The 16792-nt window shown below is 64.4% G+C and carries 16 protein-coding genes; 12 read left to right on the forward strand and 4 right to left on the reverse strand.

Going from position 1 to position 16792, the window contains the following annotated elements; all coding sequences use genetic code 11:
• Positions 1 to 109: 109 nt before the first annotated feature.
• Positions 110 to 913, reverse strand: coding sequence for a Cof-type HAD-IIB family hydrolase (locus tag NE2_RS33625; protein ID WP_063032723.1), 804 nt, complete (start codon positions 911 to 913; stop codon positions 110 to 112).
• A 172-nt stretch (positions 914 to 1085) separates the two neighbouring features.
• On the opposite strand from NE2_RS33625, the gene oppB reads away from it, so the two are divergent.
• The 10 genes from oppB (at position 1086) to NE2_RS33675 (ending at position 11644) form a co-directional block, all read left to right on the forward strand.
• Positions 1086 to 2063 (forward strand): ABC transporter permease, encoded by a 978-nt coding sequence (oppB, locus tag NE2_RS33630; protein WP_063032698.1) that lies wholly within the window; start codon positions 1086 to 1088, stop codon positions 2061 to 2063.
• A gap of 13 nt (positions 2064 to 2076) precedes the next feature.
• Positions 2077 to 3090, forward strand: a complete 1014-nt coding sequence (locus tag NE2_RS33635) for an ABC transporter permease (RefSeq protein WP_084494522.1) — start codon at positions 2077 to 2079, stop codon at positions 3088 to 3090.
• Positions 3087 to 4973, forward strand: a complete 1887-nt coding sequence (locus NE2_RS33640; protein WP_084494521.1) for an ABC transporter ATP-binding protein — start codon at positions 3087 to 3089, stop codon at positions 4971 to 4973. Before NE2_RS33635 ends, NE2_RS33640 begins: the two co-directional genes overlap by 4 nt.
• Positions 4974 to 5024: 51 nt before the next feature.
• Positions 5025 to 6659, forward strand: coding sequence for an ABC transporter family substrate-binding protein (locus NE2_RS33645; protein ID WP_063032702.1), 1635 nt, complete (start codon positions 5025 to 5027; stop codon positions 6657 to 6659).
• A 31-nt stretch (positions 6660 to 6690) separates the two neighbouring features.
• On the forward strand, positions 6691 to 8361 hold the full coding sequence (locus NE2_RS33650; RefSeq protein ID WP_063032704.1) for an ABC transporter family substrate-binding protein: 1671 nt from the start codon (positions 6691 to 6693) through the stop codon (positions 8359 to 8361).
• A 56-nt stretch (positions 8362 to 8417) separates the two neighbouring features.
• A complete protein-coding gene (locus NE2_RS33655) occupies positions 8418 to 9014 on the forward strand; it encodes a hypothetical protein (protein WP_063032727.1) in 597 nt (198 codons plus the stop codon).
• Between the two features lie 108 nt (positions 9015 to 9122).
• Complete coding sequence (locus NE2_RS33660) at positions 9123 to 9416, forward strand: WXG100 family type VII secretion target (RefSeq protein ID WP_233429967.1); 294 nt, start codon at positions 9123 to 9125, stop codon at positions 9414 to 9416.
• A gap of 3 nt (positions 9417 to 9419) precedes the next feature.
• Complete coding sequence (locus NE2_RS33665) at positions 9420 to 9725, forward strand: WXG100 family type VII secretion target (protein ID WP_063032707.1); 306 nt, start codon at positions 9420 to 9422, stop codon at positions 9723 to 9725.
• Positions 9722 to 11086: a hypothetical protein gene (locus NE2_RS33670; protein ID WP_063032709.1), complete on the forward strand. Its 1365-nt coding sequence runs from the start codon at positions 9722 to 9724 to the stop codon at positions 11084 to 11086. The genes NE2_RS33665 and NE2_RS33670 overlap by 4 nt, the downstream gene beginning before the upstream one ends.
• 36 nt (positions 11087 to 11122) lie before the next feature.
• Entirely contained in the window at positions 11123 to 11644 is a 522-nt protein-coding gene (locus tag NE2_RS33675; protein WP_063032711.1) for a hypothetical protein, read from the forward strand.
• A gap of 29 nt (positions 11645 to 11673) precedes the next feature.
• Here the strand turns inward: NE2_RS33675 and NE2_RS33680 are convergent, their stop codons facing one another.
• Together NE2_RS33680 and NE2_RS33685 are read right to left on the reverse strand one after the other, a co-directional pair.
• Entirely contained in the window at positions 11674 to 12429 is a 756-nt protein-coding gene (locus NE2_RS33680; RefSeq protein WP_063032713.1) for a lysophospholipid acyltransferase family protein, read from the reverse strand.
• 37 nt (positions 12430 to 12466) lie between these two features.
• Complete coding sequence (locus NE2_RS33685; RefSeq protein ID WP_063032715.1) at positions 12467 to 13255, reverse strand: lysophospholipid acyltransferase family protein; 789 nt, start codon at positions 13253 to 13255, stop codon at positions 12467 to 12469.
• A 123-nt stretch (positions 13256 to 13378) separates the two neighbouring features.
• Here NE2_RS33685 and NE2_RS33690 point away from each other — a divergent pair, with 123 nt between their 5' ends.
• Positions 13379 to 14308: a hypothetical protein gene (locus NE2_RS33690; RefSeq protein WP_063032717.1), complete on the forward strand. Its 930-nt coding sequence runs from the start codon at positions 13379 to 13381 to the stop codon at positions 14306 to 14308.
• Between the two features lie 92 nt (positions 14309 to 14400).
• Here the strand turns inward: NE2_RS33690 and NE2_RS33695 are convergent, their stop codons facing one another.
• The gene (locus tag NE2_RS33695) at positions 14401 to 15027 is read right to left on the reverse strand and encodes a hypothetical protein (RefSeq protein ID WP_063032719.1); all 627 of its coding nucleotides are present in this window, start codon (positions 15025 to 15027) and stop codon (positions 14401 to 14403) included.
• Between the two features lie 162 nt (positions 15028 to 15189).
• Here NE2_RS33695 and NE2_RS33700 point away from each other — a divergent pair, with 162 nt between their 5' ends.
• Positions 15190 to 16746, forward strand: coding sequence for a Rieske 2Fe-2S domain-containing protein (locus NE2_RS33700; RefSeq protein WP_063032721.1), 1557 nt, complete (start codon positions 15190 to 15192; stop codon positions 16744 to 16746).
• Positions 16747 to 16792: the final 46 nt, after the last annotated feature.

Raw genomic sequence — 16792 nt, forward strand, 5'->3', positions numbered from 1 at the left:
GGTTGGTCCGGTTCCCGAAGCGCCGCCCGCGCCCGAGTCCGCTGCGGCGGCGCCGTCGCAGCCCATTCCTCCGGCCCCCGCGGGCTGAAGGCCGAGGCCGGCAACGTCCTCAGCTCTCCCACCAGCGCTCGAGCACCAGCGCGACGCCGTCCTCCGAATTGGAGGCGGTGATCTCGTCGGCGGCGGCCTGGGCTTCGGGGTGGGCGTTGCCCATCGCCACGCCGTGCCCGGCCATCCGGAGCATCGGCACGTCGTTGGGCATATCGCCGAAGGCCAGGATCGCCGCCGGGTCCACCCCGAGCCGCTCGGCGACCACGCTCAGGCCGGCGGCCTTCGTGATCCCGGGCGCGGACAGTTCGATGAGCCCGTTGTTGGTGGAGTAGGTGATGTCGGCACGCCCGGCCAGGTGGGATTCCAGGGCCGACTGCATCTCCGCGCTGGGCGTTCCTCGCAGCCGGATCAGCATCTTGATCGCCGGCGCCGAGATGACCTCCTGCCGCGACACCTGGGTGTCGTCCGGATTCAGCCAGGCGTGCTCGTACTCGGGTGAGCTGACGAACTGCGGCGTCGCGGCATCGTGCGCGCTGCGGCCGACGCGCTCGGCGGCCAGCCCGCAGCCGGGTAGCACGCGCTCGGCGAGGTCGGCGATCCACGCCAGACTCTCCACATCCAATGTGCTGGTGTGCAGGATGCGATCGGCCGCACTGTCGTAGATCACCGCGCCGTTGCCGCAGACACACAGCGGAGGAAAGCCCAGGCCCTCGACCACCGGATCGATCCAGCGCGGCGGACGACCCGTGGCCAGCACGAACGGCACTCCATCAGCGATCAACGCGGCCACCGCGGTACGGGTGCGCGGCGTCACCCGTTCCCATTCGTCGAGCAGCGTGCCATCGACATCGGTGGCCACCATCTTCGGCTTCGGCAGACGCGTCACCTATTCCATCCTGCCCGAAATTCCGGCGCGGCTGTAATCATTTGCCCGCGCCCCGCCTGCGAGTGGGCCGGAAGTGGTGCACGATGTCACCGGTGGACTCGAGACCATTCCCTATGATCAGGGGCTAGTAACCGACCCGAGGGGACCGATGACCGGCTTTCTGCTACGACGTGCGCTCAACTATGTCGTGCTGCTGGCGCTGGCGTCGTTCCTGGCTTTCAGTCTGGCGTCGCTGACATTTCGCCCGCTGGACAGCCTCGAACAGCGCAATCCGCGACCGCCGCAGTCGGTGATCGATGCCAAGGCCCACGAACTGCATCTCGACCAGCCGATCCCGCAGCGCTACCTCACCTGGGTCGGCGGCGTGGTGCACGGTGACTTCGGCACGACCCTGACGGGGCAGCCGGTCAGCCAGGAACTGCCGCGCCGGATCGGGGTCAGTCTGCGGTTGCTGGTCGTGGGCTCGGTCGTCGGAACGGTCCTCGGTGTGCTGATCGGCGCGGCCGGTGCGATCCGGCAATATCGGTTCAGCGATTACTTCACGACAATATTTTCCCTGCTGGTGCTCAGCACGCCTATCTTCCTGTTGGCCACGCTACTGAAATACGGTGCGCTGGAAATAAATTCGGCTGCGGGGCAACAGATATTCCTCTATACCGGTGAAACCTCGGCCAATGCCGTGCACGGGGTGTGGAATCAGTTCGTCGACCGCGTGCAGCACATGATCGTTCCGAGCCTCGGTCTCGCCCTGGGCGCGATGGCCGGTTACAGCCGCTACCAGCGCAACGCCATGCTCGATGTGCTGCAGAGCGACTTCATCCGCACCGCGCGGGCCAAGGGACTCACCCGGCGTCGTGCGCTCTACAAACACGGCCTGCGCACCGCGCTGATTCCGATGGCGACCCTGTTCGCCTACAGTCTCGGCGCGCTGATCACCGGCGCCACCTTCACCGAGAAGATCTTCGGCTGGCACGGCGTCGGTGAATGGCTCGTCGACGGGATCAACGCGCAGGACATTTACATCGTGGTGACCGTCACGGTGTTCGCGGGATTCGTGGTGCTGGTTTCGGGCCTGCTGTCCGACATCGTGTATGCGATTCTGGATCCGCGAGTGCGGGTCGGATGATCGGGGCGAGAAAGTGACCGAAACCGAGATCATCGCGCAGGGCGCGCCGGAACCCGCTGCGGCCGGACGCCGAAAGCTGGTGTGGCGCAGATTCCTGCGTAACAAGCCCGCCGTCGTCGGCGCGACCGTGCTGATCATCATGCTGATCGGCGCCTTCGCGATTCCGCCGTTCCTGTCCTACGACTATCAGGAGCGCGACCCGTACGCGCTGCTGCAGCCCCCGTCGCCGCAGCACTGGTTCGGAACCAACGAGATCGGCCAGGACATGCTGGCCCAGACCCTGCACGGTTTGCAGAAATCGCTGATCATCGGCATCTGCGTGGCCGTGCTGACCTCGCTGGTCGCGGTCACCGCGGGGTCGATCGCGGGTCTGCTCGGCGGCTGGACCGACCGCGCGATCATGTGGCTGGTCGATCTGCTGCTGGTGGTGCCCAGCTTCATCATCATCGCGATCTTCGCCCCGCGCACCAAGGGCAGCAGTTCGATTCTGCTGCTGATCGTGTTGCTGGCCGGGTTCAGCTGGATGATCAGCGCCCGCATCGTGCGCGGATTGACGCTGAGCCTGCGCGAACGCGAATTCGTCCGTGCGGCACGGTACATGGGCGCTTCGACGCGTTCGGTGATCGTCACCCACATCGTGCCGAATATCGCCTCGATCCTGATCATCGACACCACTCTCGCCGTCGGCGCGGCGATCATGTCCGAAACGGGTTTGAGCTTCCTCGGATTCGGTGTGCAACCGCCGGACGTGTCACTGGGCTCGCTGATCGCCTTCGGCACCAAATCGGCTTTGACCTTCCCGTGGTTGTTCCTGTTCCCGGGTGGTTTCCTGATCGCGATCGTGCTGTGCGCCAACCTCGTCGGCGACGGCTTGCGCGACGCCTTCGACCCGAGTTCCAAGGGCGCGCGGGCGGGCCGGAAGGCCGACCGGGCGGCGAAGCGGGACAAGGCGCAGCGCGGGAAGTCGGCGCGAACCTCCAGTGCCGGTCCGGACGAGCAGGCGGACAAGAGGATTGAAGCGGCATGACCGATCGCACCACCGAATCCGCCGACCGGGCGGACGCGCGCCGCGGCACGACCGCACCCCTGCTGGAGGTGTCGGACCTGCATGTGTCCTTCCCCGGCGAGGAGGGCCGCATCGACGCCGTGCGCGGAGTGAACTACACCGTCGCCGACGGTGAGGTGCTGGCCATCGTCGGCGAGTCTGGCTCCGGCAAATCGGTGTCCTCGCTGGCCGTGATGGGGTTGCTGCCCGATCAGGCCCGCATCCGCGGCTCGATCCGCCTGCGGGGCCGGGAGTTGCTCGGCATGGGCGACAAGCAGCTTTCGGCGCTGCGCGGGACGCGGATCAGCATGGTCTTCCAGGACCCGCTCTCGGCGCTCACGCCCGTCTACCGGGTCGGTGATCAGATCGCCGAGGCTCTGGTCGCCCACAAGAAGATGAGCAAGTCGCAGGCCGCGGACCGGGCCGTGGAGCTGCTCGATCTGGTCGGTATTCCCGAACCGGCCGTGCGCGCCAAGGCTTTTCCGCACGAATTCTCCGGCGGTATGCGCCAGCGCGTGGTGATCGCGATGGCGATCGCCAACGATCCGGAACTGATCATCTGCGATGAACCCACCACCGCCTTGGATGTGACGGTGCAGGCGCAGATCCTCGACCTGCTGCGCAAGGCGCGCGACATCACCGGCGCCGGCGTCATCATGATCACCCACGACATGGGGATCGCGGCCACGCTGGCGGACCGGGTGGCGGTGATGTATGCCGGACGGATCGTCGAAAACGCCCCCGCCGCAGAGCTGTTCAACTCGCCGCGGATGCCGTACACCGTCGGCCTGCTCGGTTCCATCCCGCGGATGGACGGTCCGGCCCGGGCACCGCTCATCCCGATCGTGGGTACTCCCCCGCCCATGCACGCCCTGCCGCCGGGCTGTCCCTTCGCGCCGCGCTGCCCGGTCTCGATCGACGACTGCCTGGCCGCGGAGCCGCCACTGCAGGAAACCGCGGCCGCGCACCGGGCGGCCTGCATCCGCACCGCCGAGGTGGGGACCGCGGACCTGTTCGCCGCCTACCGCCACGACACCGACAGTGTCGCCGCGCCGGAACCCGCCGATTCCGATGTGGTGCTGCGTGTTTCGGGCCTGACCAAGACGTTCCCGGTCACCTCCGGTGTGGTTTTCAAGCGCCGCACCGGCGAGGTGCGCGCGGTCGACGGCATCGACTTCGCGGTCCGCAAGGGACGCACACTCGCGCTCGTCGGTGAATCCGGATCCGGGAAATCGACGACGCTGAGCCAGATCATGGACCTCGTGCAGCCGCAGGCGGGCACGATCGAGGTCTTCGGCGAGGATGTCGCGACGCTGAGCAAGCAGCGCAAACGCGATATCCGCCGCAAATTGCAGATCGTGTTCCAGGATCCGGCGTCCTCGCTGGATCCGCGCCTGCCGATTTTCGACGCCCTGGCCGAGCCGTTGCGCGTCGACGGCCGGTCCCGCGACGAAATTCGCAAGCGGGTACCGGAATTGCTGAAGCAGGTAGGACTGCGCGCCGAACACGCCGATCGCTATCCGGCCGATTTCTCGGGCGGGCAGAAGCAGCGCATCAATATCGCGCGGGCGATGGCGCTGGACCCGCAACTGCTGGTACTCGACGAGCCGGTGTCCTCGCTCGACGTTTCCATTCAGGCCGGGGTGCTCAACCTCCTGCGGGATCTGCAGGCCGAACGCGGGCTGTCGTATCTGTTCGTCTCCCACGACCTTTCGGTGGTCCGCAATCTCGCGCACGATATCGCGGTCATGTATCGCGGCAAGATCGTCGAATCCGGTCCGGCCGAGCAGATTTTCGCATCGCCGCACCACGAGTACACCCGCGCGCTGATCGACGCGGTTCCGCTTCCGGTCGTCGCTCGCTAGGAGTTCGTCGTGAGGAAACGTTCGCGGACATTGCGTTCGATCGCTGTCGTAATGGCGGCCGGGGTGGGCATCGCGCTGGCAGGCTGCGCATCGGTGAACACCACGAACGGGCCCGCGGCCCTCGGATCCGCCAACGACATCAATCCGCAGCCGCGCGATGCGGTGCGCGACGGCGGCAACCTGCGGTTGGCGATCAGCGGATATCCGGCCAATTGGAATTCCCTGTCCATCGACGGCAACGAGTTGGAGACCGGGGAGGTGCTGTGGCCGTTGATGCCGCGGTCGTACCTGATCGACGCGACCGGCCAATTGACGATCAACAAGGACTATTTCACCGATATCCAGCTCACCGGCACCGATCCGCAACAGGTCACCTACACCATCAACCCCAAGGCGGTGTGGAGTGACGGATCACCGATCACCTGGGAGGACATCGCCTCCCAAGCCCATGCGCTGTCGAGTGTGGACACCCGCTATCTGATCGCGATCAACAACGGATTCGATCGGGTCGGCAAGGTCGAACGCGGGGTCGATGACCGACAGGCCGTGATCACCTTCAAACAGCATTACGCGGATTGGCGCGGTCAGTTCGCCGGAAACGCGATGCTGTATCCGAAATCGGTCACCGCCGATCCGGATACCTTCAATCGCGCGCTCGCCGGCGGCATCGCGCTCACCTCCGGGCCGTTCGCGGTCCGCTCCACCGATCGCACGCAGGGCCGAATCGTGCTGGGCCGCAATCCGAAATGGTGGGGCGATACTCCGAAACTGGACACCATCACCTTCAGTGTGATGGATCAGTCCGCATATGCGGCGGCCCTGCAGAACAACGAACTCGACGCCGCGCGCCTGAACTCCATCGAGGATCTGGCGACCGTGCGCAGCGGTTCCGAACTGGTCGTACGCCACGCCCCGGGAAATCTGTGGCGGCACATCACCTTCAACGGCGCGCCCGGTTCGATTCTGGCGGATCCCGCCCTGCGGGTGGCGATATCGAAGGCCATCGATCGGCAGGGCATCGCGAATGCGATCGAAAACGGTCTGGTGTCGAATCCTAAGCCGTTGAACAATCACATCTTCGTCCAGGGACAAGAGGGCTATCAGGACAACAGCCTGCCCTACGATCCCGAGGCCGCGGCGCGCGAACTCGATGCACTGGGCTGGAAACAGCAGGGCGATGTGCGGGTGAAAGACGGCCGCCGCCTCGAGATCCGCGATGTGATGTACAACGACCCCACCTGGGTTCGGGTCGCGCAGATCGTCCAGGGCGACCTCGCGAAGGTCGGGGTGAAACTGACCATCGCCACCCGGCAACGCCAGGGTTTCTTCACCGACGCGATGATCCCCGGCGATTTCGATATCGCCCAGTTCCAGTTCTCGGGCGACGCATTCCCGTTCGGGAGCATCCCGCAGATCTACGCCTACCACCCCGATGACGAGCAGAGCAATTTCGGTCGCATCGGCTCCCCGGAGTTGAACGCACTGATCGAGCAGACCCTCAGTGAATTGGATCCGAAGAAGGCCATCGAACTCGCGAACCAGGTGGACCGCAAGGTTTTCGAAGAGGGTTTCTCGCTGCCGCTCACCCAGGATCCGGGCAACTACGGCGTACGGACCACCGTCGCCAACTACGGCGCTCCCGGCCTGGCCACCTACGACTACACCAAGATCGGCTTCGTCAGTTAGCCGCCCGTCCCGACGAAAGGAGAACGAAACCATGCGGATTCGTTCGACAATAACCCGGCTCGCGATCCCCGCGGTCGCGTTCGGATTGCTGCTGTCGGGGTGTTCGGGCTCCACGACCGGGACCGGGAGCTCCGACCTCGGCACGACCAACGACATCAACCCGCACGACGTCGCCGACCTTCGCGACGGCGGAAATCTACGGTTGGCGATCTCGGAATTCCCGCCGAACTGGAACACCCTTCAGATCGACGGCAACAACTACGACATCACCGCGGTCGAGCGGCCGATGATGCCCCAGGCATTCACCATCGACGCCGCCGGTGGCACGCATCTCAACACCGACTACTTCACCAACGTCGAGTTGACCGGCACCGATCCGCAAACCGTCACCTACACCATCAATCCGAAGGCGGTGTGGACGGACGGGACGCCGATCACGTGGGAGGACATCGCCGCTCAAGCCGAGGCGCTGAGCGGTCGCAATCCGGAGTATCTGATCGCCAACAATATGGGTTTCGATCGGGTGGCGAAGGTCGAGCGCGGCGTCGACGACCGCCAGGCGGTGCTGACATTCAACAAGCATTTCGGTGAATGGCAGGGCCAGTTCTCCGGCAACAGCCTGCTGTACCCGAAGTCGGTGACCTCGAATCCGGAGGCGTTCAACAAGAGTCTCGTCGACGGGATCAAGGTGACGGCCGGACCGTTCGTGATCCAGTCCACCGATCGAACTCAAGGGCGTATCACGCTGGGGCGCAACCCGAAATGGTGGGGCGCGACGCCGAAACTCGACACCGTCAATTTCAGCGTGCTCGATTCGGCGGCGCTGGTCCCCGCATTGCAGAACGACGAACTCGACGCGATCGGAATCGGTAGCCGCGGCGATCTGCTGACGGCTCAGGGCGTTCCGAATGTCTCCATCCGCCGCGCGCCCGCGCTGCAGTGGTCGCATCTCACATTCAACGGCGCCCCAGGGTCGATTCTGGAGGATCCCAAGGTTCGCGTCGCCGTCTCGAAGGCGATCGATCGGCAGGGTATCGCGAATGCCATTCAGAACGGACTCGTCGCCGAACCCAAACCGCTGAACAATCACATCTACCTGGAGGGGCAGAAGGGCTACCAGAACAATGCCCTGCCCTACGACCCGGATGCCGCCGCCCGCGAACTCGACGCCCTCGGCTGGAAATTGGAGGGTGACGTGCGGGTGAAGGACGGCCGCAAACTCGAGATCCGCGATGTGATGTACAACGATCCGTCCTGGGTGCAGATGGCGCAGATCATGCAGCAGAATCTCGCCAAGATCGGCGTGAAACTCACGATCGACACTCGGCCGGGACAGGGGCTGTTCACCAATGTGTTCCAGAAGGGCGATTTCGATCTGGCGCAGTTCTCCTGGGTCGGTGACCCGTTCCCCTTGGGTAGCATCAGCCAGATCTGGGGATACGACCCGAACAACTGGCAGGGCAATTACGGCCACATCGGTTCCCCGGAACTCAACGATCTGATCGAGAAGACAGTCTCGGAATTGGACCCGAACAAGGCCATCGATCTGGCCAATCAGGTCGACCGCCAGATCTTCGCCGAGGGTCATTCTCTCCCGCTGCTGCAGTCGCCCGGCATCGTCGCGACCCGTTCCAATCTCGCCAACTACGGCGCGCGCGGCCTGGCCACCCTCGACTGGACGAAAGTCGGCTACCTGAAGTGATTTCCGGTACCGGCCATCCCCTGGCCTATCCGGTTCTCACCACGATCGGCGCCCTGGTGATCTGCATCGCCTGGGCGCCGTTCGCCGATTCGGAGCAGTTGGCCATGTTGGCGGCGGTCGCACTGGTTGTGGTGTTGTACAGCGGATTCCGTCTCGCGGTGGCGTTCGGGGTGGCGCCGTGGCGCACGATTCCGGCGGGAACGTTCCGGGTGAAGCGGGTACGCCAGCAGAACCGGTTGCTGAGCCGATCGTGGCTCGAACTCAGCTCGGAAGGCCGCACCAGCTGGCTGCCGGTCTATTTCGATCCCGCACTCGTCGGCCTGACGGAATCCGATGCCACCTGCGATGCCACCGTGGCCGTGAACGGCCACCGCCTGTTCGTGTCCGGCGCCGCCCGCGACTCCGAACCGCAAGGCCGCCTGATCGACAACCCGACCCGCCCCGACCCCGACGGCCCCTCCCACGCCGCCGCGTCCACCCGCCTGGGCCGCCGCCTGCTCCTCGACGCCCAGTTCGCCGTCGTCGCCCCCTTCGCCGGCCTGCTCTGGATATACGTCGCCGGCGGCGGCCTCCCCGCCTTCGCCGGAGCGACAGTGGTAGCCGCCGCCACCGCCACCTGGTTCGCCGCCATCCGGGGTTCGGATCCGAGCTGAGGAATCGACCCAGCCCATCGCCTGGACCGCCGATGGGCCCTCACATACCATCGGGGCATGTGCGATAGCGGGGGGAATTCGCCGGGTCCTGGCCAAAATTTCTCGGTTGTGCCCGAACAGGTGCGCGATGTGGGCGTCTACATCTACGGTTTGGCCGAAACACTGCACAATGCATTGGATTCCGCAGCCAAAGACGTGTCGGAATTGCTGACCGACAGCTGGACCGGCGACTACGCCGACGAGTTCTCCGAAGGCTGGACCGAGGTCCACGACGGCGGCCGGCAGATCTTCCAGGCGCTCGCCACCTTGGCCGAAAAGCTCGGTGTTACGGCGGAGACGTTTCAGTCGGTCGACGCGAACAGCGCTGCCGCTCTGAACATTCCGAGACTGGACTGGACCTGAACGGTGGCCTCGCGATTCTCGGTAGACCTCGAACAACTGGACCACATCGTCACCCGCCTGTCCGGCCTGGCCGGCTTCATCGAGGACCACCTGTCGGATATCGAACAGCGAGTGGCGAGTTTGCAGGGCACCGGCTGGGAAGGCCTGGCCGCCCGCGCCTACGACGACGCGCACCGCGAATGGATCAGCGGGGCGAGGGAACTCGTGGAAGGCGTCAAGGACATGAGCGACACGGCCAAAGAGGCCCACGCCGCCTACATTCGCGCGCTGGAACTCAACTGGCGAATGCTGCAGAGCGGCAACAGATGATCGTCGACTGGGAGACGTACTACGACGCCGCCTCGGAATGCCACCAGCTCGCCGATGACATCCGCCGAGCCGACAAGCCCGTCCATGACGCGGTCAAGGGTGAATGCGCGGGCATGGCCGGCGACGCGCCTGGATGCAAGGAGTGGGGTGGTGCTTACGACGAATACGCACAGGAAACTATGCAGGCGTGTTCAAGCCTGGCCAATGCGCTAACGAATTACGCCGCGGTGCTCTACGCCCAGGGCTACAACTGGGGCGTCACCAACAAATCCAATCCACCCCCATCTCGGCCCTCTATCAGCCAGGTCGGCGAGTACAAGGTTGTCATCCCGACGTCGGTGAGCAACAACGGACTCGGTTTCACTCGTCAAAACGACGCCGATTCCTTCTTCGACAAGCTTGTCCGCCAGGTCGAGGACACGTTCGGCAAGCTTCCCAACGGTGACCTACTCAAAATCGAGAAGGCGTACCGCATCTGGATGAGTTTTGCCGCGAATCCTACGATTACTGACGCGCACGACCGTATCATGGTCATCTCGGACCATTTTATAGGCATGGATGACGCCGCCCATCGGCAGGAGATCCAAAACCGCCTGAGCCAGCTGCAAACAAGCGCCAAAACCGTCGCGCTCGCAGCAGAGTATCTGAGCGAGGCGATCTACGACTATTTCGAAGCCACCAATGCCCTGGGCACGTCCTGCGCTGACAGAATCAATCGCAGTGAGTCGAGAGTCGGTGTTACAGCTGTCGCCCGCTGCGGCGTATCAGGCTGTTTATTCGACCTCGCGCTCTCCCCAACCGATCCTCATAACCCCGCCAAAACTGTCAGTGGCGTGATGGATGCAATACAGGGCGCTTACCAGGCGAGTAAGATGCCCGACGTCCTCAACATGCGAGCTCTCGATGCCCGAGCTTCCGGCACCGACCAAGCGTTCAAGAAGGTCCGCGAACTCGATCTCGCCACGACGGCCCTCAGGCTTTCAGAATTCAACTATATGCAGGCCATCCTCGTCGATGAGTCCAGTCAATCGGGCGGCGGGATATCGCACAGCGAGCAGGCGAGAGCCCGGGCCGTACACGATATAGTCACTGATGACTCCGGAGCATTGATCGGCGAAGAGGACGCACAAGGGGTCCAACTCGTATCTGCACAGGAGTTGGAACAAGCTCACAAAGAGTTACTCGAGAAGCTTGGACCGCCACAAGTCAAACACACCCCGAAGGGCGACATCGAGGTTTGGGAGATATCCAAAGATCCCAAATCGAATGTAACCTACAGGCCCTTCAGCCAATCCGGAGGGGAGACATTGGACTTTAACGACGTACCCGGCGTTAGTATCAAGCGGTGGCACATCAAGTAGGTCGAAGCATCGGTCCGAGTGAGACGAGGTTGATTAATGGATGAACTTGTGACGTTTCGCGAGTCACAATTCATAAACTTCCGCGACTACGAGTTCGACAGCGGTGCCCATCATCTCTACAGGTGGATCGTAATCAAGACGTACGACCTGGCAGGCGCCATATCGGATGACAAGGCCATCATCGCCGGCGTCATCGGTTCCGTCGAGTACCGGGACGATTATGTGGGTGGCGGCGTAGATCCCAATGGTAACGTCCACGGGCCCTACTGGCTGACGTCGATAAGTCCGGCCTGTTACCTTCCTCGAGACGGATCGACCTTCCGCCGCGTTCTGGATGAGTGGCTCGGCATGGGAGGGGTCATCCCATCCGGACTTCGTTCGGTGATCGACGAGGCCCTACGTCCGCTATATGACCCGAGCATCAGTTGTTATGAGCTACCACGGCTGAGCGAGTCAGCGATAAATGACTACGCGGATATTCATAGTAAGTACCATGAGTTTCTATTCATATCTCGCAATGAGAAGAAGGCCGTCCTTCTGGTGGCCTCGGACGATTGACTTCCGATCCCCGCAGGCTGCGGAGCCGATCACCCTTGGGCGCGTTTGGCTTTCGCGGCGGCGCGGCGTTCCATCTCCTCGCGCTCCAGTACCTTCGCCTGCTCCAATGTCGGTGCGGTACCGCCCAGTCGGGCGGGGACCCAGCGTGCGCCTGGTGGCATTTCGTAGTCTCGTTGTGCCGCGTCGAGCAGTTTTTCCATGCTGGAACGCAGGGTGGCGGTCAGGTCTTCGGCGGGTTCGGCCGGGGGTATGGGTTCGCCTACCTGGATGTTGATCGGGAAGTTGTGGCGGCCCAGTTGTTTCGGGATGTCTTTGGTCCAGACGCGTTGGGCGCCCCAGATCGTCATGGGGACGATGGGGACGCCGGCTTCGATCGCCATGCGGGCGGCGCCGGATTTGAATTCCTTCAGCTCGAAGCTGCGGCTGATGGTGGCTTCGGGGTAGACGACGACGATTTCGCCGTCGCGCAGGGCGGTGACGGCGCGAGAGTAGGACTCGGCGCCGGCGGTACGGTCCACGCCGATTGCCTTGCAGTGCTTCATGAGCCAGCCGACGATGCCGTGTTCGAGTTCGGCCTTCATCATGTAGCGGACATTGCGGCCGGATTCGCGGCCGACCAGTCCGACCTCCATGAAGTCCAGGTAGGCCGTGTGATTCACGGCCAGGACCGCACCACCGGTGCGCGGGATGTTCTCGCCTCCGACGATGTCGATCTTCAGGCCCTGGGCCCAGAAGATGGTACGGACCAATCCGGCGAGGACGTCGAAAACGGGCTCTCGCGTCATCGGTGAATCTCCTGGTACTACCGGGCCGACCCTGTCGTCAGGAGTCGGCATCTCCCGCTTCGGCGGCACGACGTGCCGCGCGCGCCTCCGCTTTCGCCTTCGCCTCGGCGGCGTCCATCGCGTCGGCTTCCTGCAGCGTCGGTGCGCCGCCGCCCAAGCGGGCCGGCACCCAGTATGCGCCGGGCTCGTGCGTGTAGTTCTTCTGCAGGCCGAGCAGCATTTCCTGCATGGTCGAGCGCACGGTCTCGGTGAGTTCGGCGACGGCCTTCTCGTCCGCCTCGGCGGGCGGCAGGATGGGCTTGCCGACGGCGATCGAGATGGGAGTGTTGGTGCGGCCCAGGCGCTTCGGATGCCCCTTGGTCCAGACCCGCTGCGCACCCCAGATCGTCATCGGAATGATCGGGACGCCGGCCTCGATGGCCATCCGGGCGGCACCCGACTTGAATTCCTTGATCTCGAAGCTGCGGCTGATGGTCGCCTCGGGATAAACCCCGACCAGTTCGCCGCGGCGCAGATAGTCCACGGCCGCCTTGTAGGAGTCCGCGCCGGCCGCGCGGTCGACCGGGATGTGCCGCAGGACGCGCATGATCGGCCCGGAGATCGGGTTGTCGAAGACTTCCTTCTTCGCCATGAACCGGATATAGCGCTTCGGCGTCCGCGCGGGCAGGCCCGCGTAGGTGAAGTCCATATAGCCGGTGTGGTTGATCGCGATGACCGCGCCGCCCTGCGCGGGGATGTTCTCAGCCCCCGTGACGTCGAATTTCAGTCCCTGTACGAAGAAGACGGTCCGGGCCAGGCCGATGATCGTCCGGTATACGGGTTCCACAATTCCGCTAGCGTAGTCGCTGTCACATTTTCGCTACCGACCGCCGCACAGGAAACGAGGTTCAGCGCAGTGGAAAGCCCCAGTCCAGCATCGCGTGCAGGCGGCCGGAAAGCACGAGGGGGTATGGGCGTAGCGCTGCATACCGGCCGCGCAGCGCGACGCGGCAGGCGGCTCTCGGCCGCGCGGGCAGGCGGTCTGGCGATCGTGGTCGCGGGCATCCTCGCCGGATGTGATTCGCAGGTCGGCATCGATGGCACCGACTATCACAAGTCCGACAATTCCTCCGCGGCAACGCAATCCGCCGCTCCGTCGTCCTCCCGTATCGCCGCTCCCGCACCCCGGGCCACCCCGGCGCCGCCCGAATCCGCGATCGCGGTGGCCCTCGTGACGGCCGATCCACAGGCCACCGAGGCCATGACCCGCTGGGTGAGCGATCTGCGGCAACTCACTCCGGCGGATATGGAAGCCAAGTGCTGGACGATGGCTCCCCGCAACGTCGAGACGATGTACTCCGACAAGTCGGCCATCGAGTCGGCGCTGGCGCAGCCGGGCAGCGACAACGGAACCGCCCTCGTGTGGAAGTCGGCGAGCGGAACCGCCGACGCGGTGACCGTCGTCGCCGAGCGAGCGGATATCGCCACCGGATATGCCTGCCCGCGGGTCTACCCCGCCGGCGCCGAGATCGGTTTCGGCACCAGCAGCGAGGCCCAGACCGCCGACGCCCGCCACGTCGTCCGCCGCTATCTGTCACGCCAGACAGGACATCCGATCGACACGGCGGACCAGGAAAACTCCCATCCTCTGTTGTGCACCGCCGAGACGACCTGGGATCCGAACGGCACCGGACGCACATCGCGCCCGCCGCTGGCGACCAATGCGGCCAAGCTCACCGCTGCGACCGCCTTCGCCGATCAGTCGCTCAGTTCCACTGCTCTGAACAGCACCTACCTGTCCATATCCGCCACGGTCACGGCGGGCGGCGGTCAGCAGGAACGGACATACACCGTCAAAGCGACCGACAGCGGATATTGCATCGGCGACGTTTCGGCCTGATGCGTGCAAGCGGGCCGGCATCGTTGCGATAGCCCGGCGGTACGCCGCGACGGCCCGAGACGGCAGCGGGCGCGACGACGGCCCGCCTGCCCTCAGACCAGTTCGGGGACGCGCAGATGCGCGAGGGCGACTTCGAAATCGCCGACTTCGAGCACGTCGACGCCCGCTCGACGGGTTCCCTCGCGGCGCAGGGTGGCAAGCTGCTCGCGATTGCGTTCGACCGCGTCGGTGCTGTCGAAGGTCTCGCAGGCGACACCGCGTCCGCTCGACCTGTCGACCAGCAGACTGGTGCTGCAGAATCCGGGCATCTGTTCCAGCTGCGACGACGCCATGGATTTGTAGGTCTCGATCGCCGTGTCGAACCGGCTCGGATCGTCGGACTTCGCCCACGTGAGCTGGGCACATGCCCCTTCGGGCAGGCGATGGTCGCGGTGCATGACCGCGACCTCCCACTGCTCGACCCGTGCCGACTCGGCGCCGAGCAACTGGACGGCGCGATCACGCAGCGAGCGCACCCGATCGGCGCTCTCGCGCATCATGTCCTCGGACTCCCACGACGTCGTCGCGATGCAACGACCGGATCGGCGGTCGACCAGCAACGACATCCCGATACAGCCGGGCATGTTTTCCAGGGCCGGCATCACCTCGTCGCGCATATGCGCGATTCCGGCGTCGATGGCGGAGAGCTTGGCTTGAATAGTCGTAGAACGTGCGTACACGGTCCCTTCCTCCGTACTCGGGGCAGCGCCCCGGTGGCGCCACCGTGCACCCTCTACACTGCGCCGGTGCGACGGCAGAGGCAATAGCGGCCCTCAGGCCGAGGAAGCCCGTTCAACCGCTACCCTGGGTGGCTGGTAGCCGGGTTCAGGAGGGACTTCTTCGTGCAGATCACCAGCGTCGGACATGCCGGATTCCACATCCGCACCGCGGCCGGGACGATCCTCTGTGATCCGTGGGTCAACCCGGCCTATTTCGCGTCGTGGGTCCCGTTCCCGGACAACACCGGGCTGGACTGGGACGAGCTGGGCAACTGCGATTTCCTCTACGTCTCGCACCTGCACCGCGACCACTTCGACGCGAAGAATCTGCTCGACCACGTGAACAAGAACGCCACCGTTCTGCTGCCGGACTATCCGGTGCCGGATCTGCAGCGCGAGCTGGAGAAGCTGGGCTTCCACACGTTCTTCGAGACCCAGAACTCGGTCAAGCACACGATCACCGGCCGGGACGGGCACGAACTGGACATCATGATCATCGCGCTGCGGGCGCCGGCCGACGGGCCGATCGGTGATTCGGGTCTGGTCGTCTCCGATCGCGAGACCGTGTGCTTCAACATGAACGACGCGCGGCCGGTGGATATGGATGTCCTGCACGAGGAGTTCGGACATATCGATATCCACCTGCTGCAGTATTCGGGCGCCATCTGGTACCCGATGGTCTACGACATCCCGAGCAAGACCAAGGCGAACTTCGGCAAGCAGAAGCGCCGGCGCGGGATGGATCGTGCGCGCAGCTATATCGAGCAGGTCGGCGCCACCTGGGTGGTGCCCTCGGCCGGACCGCCGGTGTTCCTCGACGACGAGCTGCGCTACCTCAACGACGACGGCGAGAACCGCTACTCCGCCGACAACGGCAATATCTTCCCGGACCAGATGGTCTTCCTGGAGCAGATGCGCATCCACGGCAATTCCGGTGGGGTGCTGATGATTCCGGGTTCGGTCGCCGATGTGCGGGGTAAGGAACTGGATCTGACCCATCCGTTCGATCCGGCCGAGATCTACGACGACAAGGCCGGCTACATCGAGCGGATGGCGCAGCGCATGGCGCCGGTGCTGGAGCGCGAAAAGGCTTCCTGGGCAACCGAAGACGGTACGCCGCTGCTGCCTCGGCTCAAGGAGCTGTTCGAACCGATCATGGCGCAGAGCGACCTGATCTGCGACGGCATCGGCTATCCGGTCGGGCTGGTGATGGGCGAGGAAACCGTGGTCCTCGACTTTCCGAAGCGGCTGGTGCGTGGACCCATCGAGGGAGAAGGCAAGTACCGCTACGGGTTCCGCATCGCCCCGCAGCTGGTGCGCACCGTGCTGCGCGACAACGAGCCGGACTGGGTGAACACCATCTTCCTGTCCACCCGCTTCCAGGCGTGGCGAATCGGCGGCTACAACGAATTCCTCTACACCTTCTTCAAATGCCTCACCGACGAACGTATCGCCTATGCCGACGGCTGGTTCGCCGAGGCACACGACGATTCCGCCTCGTGTGAGCTGGCCGGGTGGGAGGTGCAGCGCCGATGCCCGCACCTCAAGGCGGATCTGTCGAAATTCGGTGTGGTGGAAGGCAATACCCTCACCTGCAATCTGCACGGCTGGCAGTGGGATCTGGAGACCGGGCGGTGCAAGACGTCCAAGGGGCACGAACTTCGTTCCCGCAAGTTGTGAACAAGGGCGAACTATTCGTGCAAACCCGGGACGGCTGAGCGGATTT

The sequence above is a fragment of the Nocardia elegans NBRC 108235 genome (genome assembly GCF_001612845.1).
Taxonomy (GTDB): Bacteria; Actinomycetota; Actinomycetes; order Mycobacteriales; family Mycobacteriaceae; genus Nocardia; species Nocardia nova.

Excerpts from the sequence above, each read along its gene's own strand:
- NE2_RS33625 (WP_063032723.1), bottom strand. The coding sequence starts at position 913 with ATGGTGGCCACCGATGTCGATGGCACGCTGCTCGACGAATGGGAACGG.
- oppB (WP_063032698.1), top strand. The coding sequence starts at position 1,086 with ATGACCGGCTTTCTGCTACGACGTGCGCTCAACTATGTCGTGCTGCTG.
- NE2_RS33640 (WP_084494521.1), top strand. The coding sequence starts at position 3,087 with ATGACCGATCGCACCACCGAATCCGCCGACCGGGCGGACGCGCGCCGC.
- NE2_RS33645 (WP_063032702.1), top strand. The coding sequence starts at position 5,025 with ATGGCGGCCGGGGTGGGCATCGCGCTGGCAGGCTGCGCATCGGTGAAC.
- NE2_RS33650 (WP_063032704.1), top strand. The coding sequence starts at position 6,691 with ATGCGGATTCGTTCGACAATAACCCGGCTCGCGATCCCCGCGGTCGCG.
- NE2_RS33670 (WP_063032709.1), top strand. The coding sequence starts at position 9,722 with ATGATCGTCGACTGGGAGACGTACTACGACGCCGCCTCGGAATGCCAC.
- NE2_RS33675 (WP_063032711.1), top strand. The coding sequence starts at position 11,123 with ATGGATGAACTTGTGACGTTTCGCGAGTCACAATTCATAAACTTCCGC.
- NE2_RS33680 (WP_063032713.1), bottom strand. The coding sequence starts at position 12,429 with ATGACGCGAGAGCCCGTTTTCGACGTCCTCGCCGGATTGGTCCGTACC.
- NE2_RS33690 (WP_063032717.1), top strand. The coding sequence starts at position 13,379 with ATGGGCGTAGCGCTGCATACCGGCCGCGCAGCGCGACGCGGCAGGCGG.